Origin of the sequence: Streptomyces sp. NPDC053750 (assembly GCF_044544295.1) — a bacterium.
Lineage (GTDB): Bacteria > Actinomycetota > Actinomycetes > Streptomycetales > Streptomycetaceae > Streptomyces.
In genome coordinates this window covers 292014-305372 of sequence record NZ_JBITXB010000009.1, presented here as the reverse complement: position 1 = coordinate 305372, position 13359 = coordinate 292014, and the positions used below count along the sequence as shown (strand labels likewise).

15 protein-coding genes are annotated in these 13359 nt (G+C 73.7%); 9 read left to right on the top strand and 6 right to left on the bottom strand.

Annotated elements, in window-relative coordinates; genetic code table 11:
• Positions 1-100 precede the first annotated feature (100 nt).
• Positions 101-427 carry a hypothetical protein gene (locus ACIGO6_RS25845; RefSeq protein ID WP_399879954.1) on the top strand — a complete coding sequence of 109 codons (327 nt, stop codon included), beginning with the start codon at positions 101-103 and terminating at the stop codon, positions 425-427.
• Between the two features lie 31 nt (positions 428-458).
• Here ACIGO6_RS25845 and ACIGO6_RS25840 read toward each other — a convergent pair whose 3' ends face one another.
• A complete protein-coding gene (locus ACIGO6_RS25840) occupies positions 459-1637 on the bottom strand; it encodes a PP2C family protein-serine/threonine phosphatase (protein ID WP_399879951.1) in 1179 nt (392 codons plus the stop codon).
• A 191-nt stretch (positions 1638-1828) separates the two neighbouring features.
• Here ACIGO6_RS25840 and ACIGO6_RS25835 point away from each other — a divergent pair, with 191 nt between their 5' ends.
• Entirely contained in the window at positions 1829-2242 is a 414-nt protein-coding gene (locus ACIGO6_RS25835; RefSeq protein ID WP_399879948.1) for an SRPBCC family protein, read from the top strand.
• 133 nt (positions 2243-2375) lie between these two features.
• Positions 2376-3008 (top strand): hypothetical protein, encoded by a 633-nt coding sequence (locus tag ACIGO6_RS25830; protein WP_399879945.1) that lies wholly within the window; start codon positions 2376-2378, stop codon positions 3006-3008.
• 60 nt (positions 3009-3068) lie between these two features.
• Here the strand turns inward: ACIGO6_RS25830 and ACIGO6_RS25825 are convergent, their stop codons facing one another.
• Entirely contained in the window at positions 3069-3443 is a 375-nt protein-coding gene (locus ACIGO6_RS25825) for a peptidase M23 (RefSeq protein WP_399879943.1), read from the bottom strand.
• Positions 3440-3727: a hypothetical protein gene (locus ACIGO6_RS25820; RefSeq protein ID WP_399879941.1), complete on the bottom strand. Its 288-nt coding sequence runs from the start codon at positions 3725-3727 to the stop codon at positions 3440-3442. The genes ACIGO6_RS25825 and ACIGO6_RS25820 overlap by 4 nt, the downstream gene beginning before the upstream one ends.
• 1061 nt (positions 3728-4788) lie before the next feature.
• Between ACIGO6_RS25820 and ACIGO6_RS25815 the strand changes: the two genes are divergently transcribed.
• Both ACIGO6_RS25815 and ACIGO6_RS25810 read left to right on the top strand, forming a co-directional pair.
• Positions 4789-6087, top strand: a complete 1299-nt coding sequence (locus tag ACIGO6_RS25815) for a cation:proton antiporter (RefSeq protein WP_399879939.1) — start codon at positions 4789-4791, stop codon at positions 6085-6087.
• Positions 6088-6236: 149 nt separating this feature from the next.
• A complete protein-coding gene (locus tag ACIGO6_RS25810) occupies positions 6237-6668 on the top strand; it encodes a hypothetical protein (protein ID WP_399879938.1) in 432 nt (143 codons plus the stop codon).
• Positions 6669-6998: 330 nt separating this feature from the next.
• On the opposite strand, the gene ACIGO6_RS25805 is transcribed toward ACIGO6_RS25810, so the two are convergent.
• Together ACIGO6_RS25805 and ACIGO6_RS25800 are read right to left on the bottom strand one after the other, a co-directional pair.
• Positions 6999-8162, bottom strand: coding sequence for a S1 family peptidase (locus tag ACIGO6_RS25805; RefSeq protein WP_399879936.1), 1164 nt, complete (start codon positions 8160-8162; stop codon positions 6999-7001).
• 284 nt (positions 8163-8446) lie between these two features.
• The gene (locus ACIGO6_RS25800) at positions 8447-8896 is read right to left on the bottom strand and encodes a hypothetical protein (RefSeq protein WP_399879934.1); all 450 of its coding nucleotides are present in this window, start codon (positions 8894-8896) and stop codon (positions 8447-8449) included.
• Positions 8897-9118: 222 nt separating this feature from the next.
• On the opposite strand from ACIGO6_RS25800, the gene ACIGO6_RS25795 reads away from it, so the two are divergent.
• The 4 genes from ACIGO6_RS25795 to ACIGO6_RS25780 are packed head-to-tail and all read left to right on the top strand — an operon-like array spanning position 9119 to position 12604.
• Complete coding sequence (locus ACIGO6_RS25795; RefSeq protein ID WP_399879932.1) at positions 9119-9625, top strand: SRPBCC family protein; 507 nt, start codon at positions 9119-9121, stop codon at positions 9623-9625.
• Complete coding sequence (locus ACIGO6_RS25790) at positions 9618-11237, top strand: phytoene desaturase family protein (RefSeq protein WP_399879930.1); 1620 nt, start codon at positions 9618-9620, stop codon at positions 11235-11237. The genes ACIGO6_RS25795 and ACIGO6_RS25790 overlap by 8 nt, the downstream gene beginning before the upstream one ends.
• On the top strand, positions 11234-12115 hold the full coding sequence (locus ACIGO6_RS25785) for an SDR family oxidoreductase (RefSeq protein ID WP_399879928.1): 882 nt from the start codon (positions 11234-11236) through the stop codon (positions 12113-12115). The genes ACIGO6_RS25790 and ACIGO6_RS25785 overlap by 4 nt, the downstream gene beginning before the upstream one ends.
• Before the next feature lie 3 nt (positions 12116-12118).
• The gene (locus ACIGO6_RS25780; RefSeq protein ID WP_399879926.1) at positions 12119-12604 is read left to right on the top strand and encodes an MSMEG_6728 family protein; all 486 of its coding nucleotides are present in this window, start codon (positions 12119-12121) and stop codon (positions 12602-12604) included.
• Between the two features lie 4 nt (positions 12605-12608).
• Here the strand turns inward: ACIGO6_RS25780 and ACIGO6_RS25775 are convergent, their stop codons facing one another.
• Complete coding sequence (locus ACIGO6_RS25775) at positions 12609-13358, bottom strand: hypothetical protein (protein WP_399879924.1); 750 nt, start codon at positions 13356-13358, stop codon at positions 12609-12611.
• Between the last annotated feature and the right edge of the window lies 1 nt (position 13359).

The window sequence follows — 13359 nt, the reverse complement described above, 5'->3', positions numbered from 1 at the left end:
CGGCCCTCCCTGGCAGTGCGGGTACCCGGCGCGGTACCGCCGACACGAGAACGGTCGCCGGTGTGAGACGTTCCCGGTGGATTCCGGGCACTCGGGCGCCATGAGCGACAACCGAGGCACGAACGACGAGCAACGCGGGAACGACGAGCGGCAGGACCACCGGACCGTGGAGCGCCTGGTCGCGGCCTGGCTGGCGGAGACCGAGCGGCACGACCGCGCCGCGGCGCACGAGGCCCGCACCGCCTGGGAACGCGGTGCCCTGTCCGAGCAGGCCGCCCAGGACCTGGCCACCTGGGTCACGGCCAGGATCACGGACACCGGCTTCACCGAGGACGAGGGCCCCTACGTCGAGGGCCCGGTCCGGATCACCCCGGCCGACAAGGAGACCGTCCACGGCTGGCTGCGGGCGCGGGGACACCCGGTCTGACGCGCCGGGCGCCCGTACCGCCGGGACGTCGTCACCTCGGCGGCCGCCATTCGAACATCAGGATCGTCGCGTCGTCCCGCAGCCGGCCGGCCTGCGAGTCCAGGATCGAGTGGATCAGGTGCCGCAGCGTCTCCGGCGCCAGCTGGCCGCCGGCGGTGGCCCGGATGACGTAGTCGGCGAAGAGTTCGAGCCCGAGCAGCTTCTCCTCCCTGGTGCGCGCCTCGGTCACCCCGTCGGTGTACAGCAGCACCCGGTCACCCGGCTCCAGACGCGTCTCGTACGTCCGCCGCGGCTCGGAGGACAGGCGGGCCGGCATGCCCATCGGAGGATCGGCCTCCCGCTCCAGGGCGTCGACGAGCAACTCCTCGCCCCGGATCAGCAGCGGCGCTGGATGGCCGCAGTTGGACCAGCGCAGCAGACCGGTCTCGAACTCCAGCTGGGCGAGGACCGCGGTGCAGTACTGGTCCGGCAGCCAGCGCGACAACGCGTCGTCCACGCACTCCACGAGCTCGGGCAGCTCGGCCCCGTTGCGCCGGGCGTTGCGGCAGGCGGCCAGCGCCACCGCGCTGGTCAGCCCCGAGGCGAGGTCGTGTCCCATGGCATCGATCACCGCCACGTGCAGCGTCGTGCCGGTGAGGGAGTGGTCGAAGGCGTCGCCACCGATCTCGTAGGCCGGTTCCAGGACGGCCGTCGACACGACGTGGGCGTTGCCGATGGTGCGCGGGGGCAGGAACGCGCGCAGCATCTCGGAGGGCAGCTGCATCTGCTCCGCGCGGGTGTGCCGGACGAGGGAGTCCTCGAAGGCCCGCTTCGAGCTGATCATCATCGCCAGGAGCGAGGCCAGCGCCCGGCTCCGGATCAGCGTGTCCGCGGTGAGGGCCGACGAGTGCACCGCCAGCACACCCAGCCGCTCGGCGCCGTCCAGCAGGGGCAGCCACGCCGTGACGCCGCCCGTCTCGGACTCCTCCACCCGCAGGGACTGCGTGCGGTAGGTCCAGCCCGCGAGCGAGTCGTCGACGGGGAGGGGGGACGCCACGTGGGTCTGTGCGATGAGTTGCCGTTGCTGCAGGTCGACCAGGTAGACCACCGCCTGCTGCAGGTCCAGGGCCGTGGCGCAGCGGGCCACGGCCTCGCCCAGGTCCAGCGTCAGATGGGCCGGATCGGCGAGGAACTCCAGGAGCAGTGCGTCGCTCGCCCGGGACGTCGACACCTTGCCTCCCCTCGTCGGTGGTCGAGGAACCTGTCGTGACGGGGTGTCGCGCCAGCAGTCTGTCACCGTGCGCACCGCCTCGCCCGTCGTGCGGACCACCTGCCGAGAGGATCCCCTGCCGCGCGCTTCGGTCCGGACGGACAGGGCACGCGTCACTTCGTACGACCCCGAGCGCCGAGGAGTGGTGCCACATGACCGAGTACGAGCGTTCTCGCACCATGCCCGCACAGCCCGAGCAGATCTTCGACCAGGCCGCGAACGTCGGGCAGCTGGACACCTGGCTCCCCCGGGACCTGCACGTCGAGCCCGAGGAGCCGCCCGCGGTCACCGTGCACGAGGACCGCACCGACCAGGACACCTCCGCGCTGCTGAGCGCCCGGCCCGAGCAGATGCGGCTCGAATGGGGCACCCGCGACCAGGGCAGCTACGCCGGCTGGCTCCAGGTCGCCGGCCTCGACAGCGGGACCAGTGAGGTGACGGTGCACCTGTCGTTCTTCGACGAGGGGCACGACCCGGGGCAGCGCGCGGTGACCGACGCCCTCGACACCAGCCTCCGCCGACTGGAGGAGCAGGTGCGGATGCGCACCGACCACGCGGCCGGGTGACGGGCGGGCCGTCGTGGCCCGTCGGTGACATCCGGGACGAATCCGTAACGGATGAAAAGGCAACCCATGACGGTCATGTCGGGTCGTACAGGGAAAGTCCGAACGACACCGACGAACCGATCTTGGGGGAACCATGCACGTCCCTGCCCGAGGAGTCCGTGCCCGCGGAGTCCGCCTCGCCGTGGCCGCCCTGGTGGCCGGCTCCGCGGTCGCCGTGGCCGCAGTCCCGGCGACCGCGGCCACGCCCGAGCCCGGCCAGCCCGCCTTCCTGCAGCCGGCCGAACTGCCGCCGCACCCCACCTCCGGCTGGTACGCGGGGCCGGTCACCGCCGGGCAGCCCGACCCGCTGCCCATGTGCGTGGGCGACGCGCTGCCGTCCACCGCGTCGCACCGCCGGTACTGGACCGAGTACGACACCGGCGCCCTCCAGGTCACGGTCGTCGAGCGCACCACGCGGCGGGCCAAGGAGTTCGCCGCCCTGCTGCGCGCGGACCTCGCCGACTGCGCGCGCAGGGTGATGGAGCAGTACCCCGACATCACCGCCACACAGAAGTACTACGGCCGGCTCGCCGTGGAGGAGGGCGCGCACGTCTACGGCGTCCACACGGTCGCCGAGTGGGGCGCCTCCGACATCGGCCTGTTCTCGGTCGGCCGCGACGGCAGGACCGTCACCGTCGTGCAGTGGGGCCAGATGGGCACTTTCGAGCACGCGCAGGTGGCCGACTTCAAGGCCACCACGCGGACGGCCGTGAACAAGCTTTACTGAACGCGCGGGGCGGGCCGGTGAACCGGCCCGCCCCTGTCCCGTGCGATGCTTCGGCGTCCGTCAGCAGTCCGGGACGCCGGCGATCTTCTCGCCGCCCCTCAGGTACAGGTTGTTGACCCAGGCGATGTCACTCCCCGAGAACTCCTGCACGGCCGTCCACCAGCTGTTGCTGCCGACGGCGGGATCGTCGACGTTCTGACCCTGCTTCTGGCAGACGGCGTCCAGCCAGTAGGTGGAGCGCACCGCGAGCACGTTGGAGTCGGTGGTGGGGTGCTGGCGCAGGTTGACGTTCGTGGCCCAGATGTAGACGTCGGTGAGCGTCGGGTCCCCGCCGCTCGGCGCCGCCGGGGCGGCCTGGGCCGTGGTGGCGAGCGCGCCGACGGTGAGTGCGGCCGCGGCCAGCGCGGTGACGGAGTGGCGCATCAGTCGCTTCATGGGTGATTCCCCCTTGTTGGGTTCTCGGGTCGGCAGCGCGCCGAGCAACAGGCGCCGCGCGGCCGGCCGGCCGCGGCGGAGCCGACCTTGTCGTACGAACGGGCCGGGCCGGAGCGGACGTTGACGGTCTCGTACGGCTCCACCGCGTAGGGCGCCGTCGGCACGCGGTCGGGACCCCGGCCGCCGTCGGAGACCGCGGCGGCGGTCGTCGCGGTGAGCGGGCCGAGCAGCGCGAGCGCCCTGGCCCCGACCAGCGCGACCCTGGTGAACGGGCGAACGGTCATGTGGTGATTCCCCCTGTGCCGATGGGGCCGCCGAGGGAACCCGCACGGGGTCCGGCGGCTTGCACTCAGCACTGTAGGGACGCCCGGGACATCGGTGTCCCTGACAAGTGTCAGGGCGAGCCGACGCCCGCCCGCCTGCGTCGACGCCATGTCACGCACCCACCGGTGTACCGCCGGTTGGCTGATCGTTTGCAGCCGTCCGGGTGTGTCGCCGACCCGGGTGGACGAAGCGGCCGTCACCCGAATGGCCCCCGAGCGCTACTGGTCACGGCCGATCCGGTGTCTCCTGGAGTGTGTCAGCGGCGTCCAGGCTGGGAGGCCGATCATGTACGAAATGTGCGTGGGCCCGGAGAAGATGGGCGGAGCATTGGTGTGGCACGTAATGGCCAAGCAGGCCGCGGCCACTCTGTGCGGACAGAAGCTCCGCGAACGTATCGAGGCATCCGACGGCGAACGGGCACGTCACTGCCCGGACTGCATGGCTTCTTTCGAGAAGTTGATGGCAACCTCGCCGTGCTGACGGACCGTCCGCAAACCGTCCGCCCCGTCGCAGCCCGCGGCGGGGCGGACGGCATGCCGCCGTGGCGGGGAAGCCGCAGGCCCGGCCGTCCCGGTCCGCCGATGGGTGTCGGCCACCGGGGGATTTGGGTGCCGTCCCCGATGGCCGCGGGCCCGCCCCGCGTGTGACCGTGGAGCGACGCCGTGCCCCGGGGGCTTCTTTCGGGGGCCGGGGACGTTGCAGGGAAGCCCCGTCCCGCCCGTTTCGCGGGCGTTGCCGCGTGGTTCGTTCCGGGTGCGCCGTCCGCGCCCCGAGTGCCGAGGCGGCCGGTGGTCATCGTGGCGTAATGCCGCGGGCGGGGCCCGGTTCGGGCATCCGTCCGTCCGTGCACGTCGCCGTCCGGTCGGCGTCCCGTCGGTTCCGGGAGCGGTGTCGTGGCAGCGGCGCCGCCGACGGCGTCCGTCCGTACGACAGATGACGCGTCACAGATGAAGGAGAACCCGCATCCATCCCCGTCAAGTGAAGCCCTCCCGACCCTCCGCACGGTCGAAGGCGGTGACCCGTGGGACACGCTGACACCCTGCTCGCCATGGGCGGTGCCTTTCTGGCCGCCGCGTTCCTCGCCCGCCTCGGCGGCAGGATCGGACTTCCGACGATTCCCCTGTTCATGCTCGCCGGCATCCTGCTCGGCCCGCACACACCCGGCTTCGTCCTGGTCGAGGACGCGCACGACTTCGAGATGCTCTCCGCGCTCGGACTGGTGCTGCTGCTCTTCTACCTGGGCCTGGAGTTCCACCTCGACGACCTCAAGAGCGGCGGCAAACGGCTGCTGACCGCGGGCGGGGTCTATCTGCTGCTGAACGTCGGTGCCGGACTCGGCTTCGGGTTCGTCCTCGGCTGGGGGGTGCGGGAGGCGCTGGTGCTGGCCGGAGTGCTCGGCATCTCGTCCTCCGCGATCGTCACCAAGATCCTCATCGACCTGGGCCGGATCGGCCGGCCCGAGACCCGTCTGATCCTGGGCGTCATCGTGGTCGAGGACATCTTCCTCGCGCTGTATCTGGCCGCCCTCCAGCCGATCATCGCGGGCGCGCACGGCGCCTGGGACATGGCCCTGCAGGCCGGCAAGGCCTTCGGCTTCCTGCTGGTCCTGGCCGCCGCGGCGCGCTACGGCACCAGGCTCGTGGGCCGCCTCATCGCGACCCGGGACGACGAACTGCTCGTCATCAGCTTCCTCGGCGCCGCGGTGCTCGTCGCCGGGGTCTCCGAGGTCCTCGGCGTCGCCGACGCCATCGGTGCCTTCATGGTGGGTCTGATCCTCGCCGGCACCCCCTCCGGACCCCGGATCCGAGAACTCGTGCACCCCCTCCGGGACGCCTTCGCGGCGATCTTCTTCTTCGCCTTCGGGCTCGCCATCGACCCCGGCGACCTCGCGTCCGTCGCCGGCCCGGTCGCCGCGGCGGCGGCACTGACCGTCGTCATGAACGTCCTCGCCGGGCTGTGCGTCGCCCGCGTGTACCGCTACGGCTCCCAGCCCGCCGCGGAGATCGCCACCACCCTGGTCGCCCGCGGGGAGTTCGCGCTGATCCTCGCCGCGATGGCCGCGGGCGCGGGACTGGACGGGCGGCTCGCCCCCTTCATAGCCGGCTACGTCCTGGTCCTCGCCGTCCTCGGTCCCATCGTCGCGGCGCGGGCGCACCTGCTCGCCGGCGCCCTGCGGGCAGTCGGCGGCATCCTGCCCGGCGTCCGTCGGCGGGCCGAGGCGCCGGCCGACCGCTCCGGCGAGGACGCGAGGGACGACGACGCGTCGCTGTCCGCGTCGGGTTCCGCCTCGACCTCGGCGCACGCGGAGGCCGAGCGGTAGGGCCGGGTACGGTCCCGGCGGCCCGGCCGGTGTCCCCGGGGACCACCCCGGCCGTCACGTCGCCCCGCGCACCGGTGGGACAATCTGCCCGCAGGGCCGGTGTCCGATGTCGTGGTCGGAGCCGTCCGGGACCGGAAGGAGCCGTCAGCATGATCGAGTGGGTGCCCTTGGCCGACGGTGCGAGACCGGTTCCCCGGCCGGTCGCCGATCCGTTGGTGTGGGCGGGCGCCTTCGGCGGCGCGTTCGTGCTGGTGGCGCTTCTCAACGGCACCGTGGGCGCGGGCCGTCCGGGGCTGGCACTGGCCGTGCTCTCCGTGCTGGCGGCCGTCCTCGGGCTCCGGGCCCGCTTCACGGCCGCGCCGGGGACGGCCGTCCTGTGCTGGCTGTCCCTCAACGGCTTCGCCATTCCGCCGGCCGGCACCCTGACCTGGGCCGGCCGGCGGGACGCGCTCTGGCTGGCCTGCCTCCTCACCGCGGCCGTCGTCGGCACGGCCCTGTCCCGCCTGGCCCATGCCCGCGCCGCCTACCGCCGACTGAACGCGACGGCCGGCCCGGAGGGCCCGGAGCCCGGGGACGTCTGACACGTGCGCGGCCCTCGTCGGCACGGCGTCGGCCCATCGGGTGCACGCGCCCGGGCCACCTGCGGCGGGTGGGGCGCGTGGCCGGTCTCGGGGCGTGCATTGCCGTCGGCCCGCGACGGCCGGCCCGGAGGGGGAGCCGGGGGACGTGTGACGAATGCGCGGCCTTCGTCGGCACGCCGTCGGTCCGTCGCGTGCACGCCCGGGCCACCTGCGGCGGGTCGGGCGCGGTGGCCGGTTCGGGACGGGTAGCGCCGTCGGGCCGCGGGGCGGGGGTGGGGGTGGGGGAGGACCCCGCCGGGTGTGCGGCGGAGGCCTCCCCACCGCCCCCCGTCAGGCGGTGTGCAGGGTCAGCCCGTAGCGGTTCAGGATCTCGTTGACGGGCTGGAACCAGGTCTCACCGCCGCTCGAGCAGTTGCCCCAGCCGCCCGAGGTGACGCCCTGTGCCTGGTCGCCGCTGATGAAGGAGCCGCCCGAGTCGCCGCCCTCGGCGCAGACGCTGGTCTTCGTCATCTGGTGCACCGCGCCCTGGCTGTAGTTGACCGTCTCGTTCTTGGCCAGCACGGTGCCGCAGTGCCAGTGCGTGGTGGAGCCGGAACGGCAGATCGAGGCGCCGACGGGGGCCACGTTCGAGCCGCGCACGAGCCGGTCGGGGACCGTGCCCCAGCCGAGGACGACCGGCACCGTCCACCAGCCGCTGCCCACGCTGACCCAGGCGTAGTCGTTGTCCGGGAACGACGAGCCCTGGAACGTGCCGATGTACGAGCGGTCCCAGCCGCTGACCCCGGCGCCGGCCCGGCCGCAGTGCCCGGCGGTCACGAACCCGCCGTGCACCGAGAAGCCGATGGAGCAGCGGACGTTGCCGGTGTAGTACGGGTCGCCGCCGACCGTGCCCGCCGCGAAGGTCCGCGGCGCCGAAGGCACCGTCCGCACCGTGACCGGGCCGGCCTCGCGGGCCCGGTCCACGAAGCGCCGGACATCGTTGTCGGCATGCTCGCCCGACACCACGTCGACGATCACCGCGTTGGCGGCCGGGTCGACGTGCCAGCCGCTGACTCCGGCGGGTGCGTCCAGGCGGTCGATGCGCGTCTTGGCGGCGTCGAGCTGCCGTTCACTGTGCTCGACGGTGCGGACGTGCGCGCCGGTGGCGCGGACCGCCCGTACCGTCGCGGGCGTTGCGTCCGAGGTGACGGCCACGGTCAGCCGGCCGGCCTCGGCGTCGAACCAGGAGCCGCCGTAGGCCTTCCCGGCGGCCCGTCGTGCCGTGGGCTCGAGGTCGGTGGCGTGGCGCTCGGCCGCGAGCCGGTCCTCGGCCTCGGCCGCGGTGAGGCCGAAGTCCCGCTGCATGGCTTCGAGAAGACCGGCGGAGGCGGCCGGTTCCCCGGCCGAGGGGGTGGGGGAGCCGGCCGCCGAGGCCGGCAGCGTGCCGACGGCGGTCAGGCTGCCGAGCACGAGGAGGCCGGCCAGGCCGAGGTGCCTGAGTCTGCTGCGTCTCACGGGAGTTGCCCTTCGTCGTTCCAGCAAGGTGGGGTGGAACAACCGCAGTCTGAGAGCGCTCTCATCGGGTCGCTTCGAGCTTAGCCAGGCCAGTGTCATCAGGTCCATGCCAATGCAGGGCCTTTCCGGAGCGCGTGTACGTCGGCCCGCTGACGCCGGATCACTTCGGCCGGCCCCGCCTCCCCCTCCCCGCGCACACGACCGGGCCAGAGCCGAAGCCGTACGCGCGTCGCCGCGCCGGCCGGCCGGGTGGCCGGCACGGCGCGGCGTGGCCACGCGGGGCCTCAGTACCAGCCGGTCTGCGCCCAGACGTGCCCGTCGCAGGTGAGCAGCGCACGCGAGACCCGGCCGCTCAGGTTGTTGCCGATCTTCGTGTAGGCGTACGTGATGCCCGGATCGACGGTCTCCGAGACCCAGCCGTCCGCGCGTCCCGCGCCGGAGTTCGAGCGCTCCAGTACGGCGGCACAGTTGGCCCGGGAGTTCTCGATCCGTGCGAAGGACCCGCACGTGGCGGAGTAGAAGTACTTCAGCGCCATCCCCTCCGCGTACCGGGTGGCGCCGACCTGCCGGAACGTGCCCGCGCAACTGGAGACGGTGGGGTACTGGCCCTCCATGCCGTAGGCGCCGTAGTTCCCGCCCGAGTGCGGTGCGGCCTGGGCCGGGACGGCGGACAGTGCCAGTGCGGCGGCGACGCCCGCCGCGGCCGTCAGGGTCGTGAGCGATCGGCGGTTCATGGGCCCCCTCTTTTCCTGTGTCGGCGATGGTGCCTGTGTCGGCGTGTGCGGGAGCGGCGACCGCCCCCTCGGGGACGTTAGGCGGGTGCCGGGGCGGCCGGTACCTGACAGATGTCAGGGAGGGCCCGCGGCCCGTCCGCCCGGGCCCGGGTTGGCCGGTCCCGGACGGGGCACTCAGTGCTGCGTCCTTGCAGTGACGGCTTGTGGATGCGGGAGGCACGCATGGCGGTGCGGCATCGGTTGGTCCAGGCGAGCCCGCAGGCGGTGTGGGACGTCCTCGCGGACGGCGACCTGTACGTGCGGTGGGTGGTGGGACCGTCGCAGGTCACCCCCAAGTCGGGCCAGTGGCCCCAGGTCGGCGCGACGATCGCCTACCAGGTGCGCCTCGGGCCGCTGCGGCTCAACAACGAGTCGGTCGTCCGACACTGCGTGGAGGGCTCCCTGCTGGAGCTCGAGGCGAAGGCGGGCGCGCTCGGCACCGCCCGGATCGCCATCGAGCTGCGTCCGTGGGGCGAGCAGTGCCTGGTGATCGTGGACGAACACCCGTTGCGCGGCCCGGGCGGACTGCTGCACAACGCAGGCGTCGAGGCGTTCATCCAGGTGCGGCACCGCGCCATGCTTGCCAGGCTGGCGAAGCTGTGCGAGTCCGAGGCCGGCGACCGGTGCCGGTCGGACCCGGCGGACGAGGACGGATCCGTGGAGTTCGTGCCGGGAGCCGGCCGTGCCTGACGCGATCGTGATCGGGGCCGGCCCCAACGGGCTGGTGGCGGCGAACCTGCTGGCGGACGCCGGCTGGAGCGTGGAGGTCCTGGAGGAACAGCCCGATCCCGGCGGCGCGGTGCGCCACGACAGCGAGGTCGCGCCCGGGTTCGTCAACGACCTGTTCAGCTCCTTCTACCCGCTCGCCGCCGCCTCCCCGGTCCTCGCCGGACTGCGGCTCGAGGACCACGGGCTGCGCTGGTCCCATGCGCCCCACGTCCTGGCCCATCCCCTGACCGACGGCACGTGCGCCGTCCTCGACCGCGACGTCGGCACCACCGCCGCCTCCCTGGAGGCCTTCGCGCCCGGGGACGGCACCGCCTGGGACCGCCTGCACGACGTGTGGGACCGCTACCGTGCCGACATCCTGGACGCCCTCTTCACCCCCTTCCCCCCGGTGCGGGCCGGCGCCCGGCTGGCCCTGCGGCTGCGCGGCGGGGGCGGGCTCAGGCTGGCGCGCACCCTGGTGCTGCCGGTGCGCCGCCTGGGCGAGGAGGAGTTCCGCGGCGAGGGCGGCAAGCTGCTCCTGGCCGGCAACGCCCTGCACGCCGACCTCGCGCCGGAGGCCGCCGGCAGCGGCGGCTTCGGCTGGCTGATGTCGATGCTCGGACAGACCTACGGCTTTCCCGTGCCGGTCGGCGGCTCCGGCGCCCTCACCGCGGCGCTGGTCCACCGGTTGCGCGCCCGCGGCGGCACCCTGCGCTGCGGACGGCGCGTCGAGCAGGTCCTGGTCCGCGACCGCCGCGCGATCGGCGTACGCACGGCCGGCGGGGAGACGGTCGCGGCACGGCGGGCCGTCCTCGCGGACGTGTCCGTGCCCGCCCTGTACGGGGAACTCGTCGCACCGGAGCACCTGCCGGGCCAGGTCCTCGCCGACCTGCGGCGCTTCCAGTGGGACTTCGCCACCTTCAAGGTGGACTGGGCGCTGGACGGCCCGGTGCCCTGGCGGTGCGAGGACGCCGCGCGGGCCGGGACCGTGCACCTGGCCGACGGTCTCGACGAGCTGACCCGCTTCGCCGCCCAGATCGCCATGCGGCAGGTCCCCGACCGCCCCTTCGCGCTGTTCGGCCAGATGACGACCACGGACCCGACCCGCTCACCCAGCGGTACGGAGTCCGCCTGGGCCTACACCCACGTCCCGCACGACGTCCGGGCCGACGCCGGCGACGAGGGCATCACCGGCAGCTGGGACACCAAGGAGCAGGAGATCATGGCCGACCGCGTCGAGCGCCAGGTGGAACGCTTCGCGCCCGGCTTCCGCACGCTGATCCGGGCCCGGCGCGTGCTGGCCCCGCCGACGCTCCAGGCCATGGACGCCAACCTGGAGGGCGGTGCCATCAACGGCGGCACCACCGCCATGCACCAGCAACTCGTCTTCCGGCCCCTGCCCGGCACGGGCCGGCCGGAGACCCCCGTGGCCGGCCTCTACCTCGCCTCCGCGGGAGCCCACCCGGGCGGCGGCGTGCACGGGGCGCCCGGCGCCAACGCCGCGCGGGCCGCGCTGCGCCAGCACCGGTTCGGGGGTCTGACGCGGGTGCAGCGCGCCCTCACCGGCCGCGACCGGGCGGGCGACAAACGGTGACCGGCAGCCCCCTGAACCACCGCACCGTCGTGGTGACCGGCGCCGCCCGCGGACTGGGCGCGGCCCTGGCGCACGCCTGCGCCCGCCGAGGCGCCCGGCTCGCCCTGCTCGGCCACGAGAAGCCGCGGCTGGACGCCCTGGCGGCAGCCCTGCCGACGCCGGCGCTTGCCGTCGAGGCCGACGTCACCGACGCCGCCGCGCTGGACGAGGCTGCCGACGAGGTGCGCAGGCACCTGGGACCGCCGTCGGTGGTGGTGGCGAACGCCGGTGTCGCGGAGGGCGGGCCGTTCGCCACCTCGGACCCGGCCGAGTGGCGCCGCGTGGTCGACGTGAACCTGACGGGCAGCGCCCACACCGCCCGGGCCTTTCTGCCGGACCTGATCGGCACGGCGGGGTACCACCTCCAGATCGCCTCTCTGGCCTCGCTCGGCGCCGTCCCCATGATGAGCGCCTACTGCGCCTCCAAGGCGGGCGTGGAGGCCTTCACCCATTCGCTCCGCGCCGAGGTGGCCCATCACGGCGTCGCCGTGGGCATCGCCTACCTCAGCTGGATCGACACCGACATGATCCGCGACGCCGACCGGTACCCGGTCCTGCGCGAACTGCGCGCGCACCTGCCGGCCCCGGCCCGCCGCACCTTCCCGGTGGACGAGGTCGCCGCCCGGGTGGTCGGCGCCATGGAGCGCCGCCGTACCGCGGTGTACGTGCCGGGCTGGCTGCGCCTGGCCCAGGCGGCGCGCACCGCCCTGCCGCCCGTCGTGCTGCGGATCTCCCGGCGCGACCTCCCCCGGCTGGAGGCCGAGGGGGCCACGGACCCGACCGGTCCGCTCGGCGCGGGCGGCCTGGCCGACCGCGCGGCGCGGGAGAAGGGGGTGTAGCGCATGCAGACCTTCCTTCCCCACCCCGGCTTCCGCGAGTCGGCCCTCACCCTCGACCGCCGCCGGCTCGGCAAGCAACGGGTCGAGGCGCTCCAGGTGCTGCGCGGTCTGACCGTGCCCGGCTACGGCTGGCGCCGGCACCCGGCGGTCACCATGTGGACGGGCTACGAGGAGGCACTCGTCCGGTACGGCCTGGAGATCTGCCGGGTCTGGCGCGAGCAGGGCCACCAGGACAGTTGCGCGGCCTCCCTCGTCGCCGGTCTGGCCGCGTGCCGCCCGGGCGAACCGGTGCGGGACCAGCGGGAGCTCGCGGATGCCGGGGAACTGCCGCCCTGGCTCGGTGACGAGGCCTTCCACCGCAGCCACCGGTCGGCTCTGGTGCGCAAGGACCCCGCCGTGTACGCCGGGCTGTTCCCCGGGGTCCCGGACGACCTGCCCTATGTGTGGCCGGCCTCGGACCGGGAGCGAGGGGAGGCGGGGAGCGCCTAGGGCGTCAGGTCTGCTGCTCGCCCGCGAATTCCTTCAGGTCGACCGTCTGGTCGGCCGGCGGCTGTTCGGGGCTCACCGGCTCGCCGTACTCGCTGAACGTGACGCTGCCGGGGTTCTTGCCGCCCTCGGTCGTGGTCTTCAGGATGTACGGCTCTCCCTCCGTGGCGACGTACAGGGCGAGTTTCTCGCCGCCGGAGGCCTCCTTGGTCAGCTTCAGGGCCTGCTCGCCGTTCACCTCCGTCGTGGAGCCGCGCTTCATGCCCCGGCGCTCGGACTTGTCCTCGTCCATGGCGGCGATGAAGCCCTGCTTGTCGCAGACACCGGCGGTCGTGGCGTCGTTCGCCGGCATCCTCACCCACTTGCCCTGCAGCTTCGGCACCATCTTCTGGGCCGCGTCGGGCTGCTGCGCAAGGGCGCTGCGCCAGTACTGCTCGTCGCCGCGCAGGTAGAGGGTCGCCTCGGTGTGCCGCACGTCCGCCTCGGACTCGCCGGTGGCGATGGTGCCCTGGCAGTTCTTCTCCTGGTCGACCGAGACGTCGATGGTGACGGTGCTGCCGTCCTCCAAGCGGGTGTCGCCCTTCATGTGCATGGACTTCGCCTGCTGGGTGGCCTCGACGGCCTTGGCTGCGATGTCGTCGGCGCTCTGTCCCTCGAAGGGCTTGCTCTCGCCACCGGAATCGCCGCCGCAGCCGGCCAGTAAGGCGACGGAGACGGTCGCGGTCGCCACAGCGGTCGCCACTTTGCTGGTGTGCACG

What these genes read in the sequence shown, in the direction of transcription:
- ACIGO6_RS25845 (WP_399879954.1), top strand. Translation starts at nt 101, where the DNA reads ATGAGCGACAACCGAGGCACGAACGACGAGCAACGCGGGAACGACGAG.
- ACIGO6_RS25820 (WP_399879941.1), bottom strand. Translation starts at nt 3,727, where the DNA reads ATGACCGTTCGCCCGTTCACCAGGGTCGCGCTGGTCGGGGCCAGGGCG.
- ACIGO6_RS25780 (WP_399879926.1), top strand. Translation starts at nt 12,119, where the DNA reads ATGCAGACCTTCCTTCCCCACCCCGGCTTCCGCGAGTCGGCCCTCACC.
- ACIGO6_RS25825 (WP_399879943.1), bottom strand. Translation starts at nt 3,443, where the DNA reads ATGAAGCGACTGATGCGCCACTCCGTCACCGCGCTGGCCGCGGCCGCA.
- ACIGO6_RS25795 (WP_399879932.1), top strand. Translation starts at nt 9,119, where the DNA reads ATGGCGGTGCGGCATCGGTTGGTCCAGGCGAGCCCGCAGGCGGTGTGG.
- ACIGO6_RS25830 (WP_399879945.1), top strand. Translation starts at nt 2,376, where the DNA reads ATGCACGTCCCTGCCCGAGGAGTCCGTGCCCGCGGAGTCCGCCTCGCC.
- ACIGO6_RS25835 (WP_399879948.1), top strand. Translation starts at nt 1,829, where the DNA reads ATGACCGAGTACGAGCGTTCTCGCACCATGCCCGCACAGCCCGAGCAG.
- ACIGO6_RS25800 (WP_399879934.1), bottom strand. Translation starts at nt 8,896, where the DNA reads ATGAACCGCCGATCGCTCACGACCCTGACGGCCGCGGCGGGCGTCGCC.
- ACIGO6_RS25810 (WP_399879938.1), top strand. Translation starts at nt 6,237, where the DNA reads ATGATCGAGTGGGTGCCCTTGGCCGACGGTGCGAGACCGGTTCCCCGG.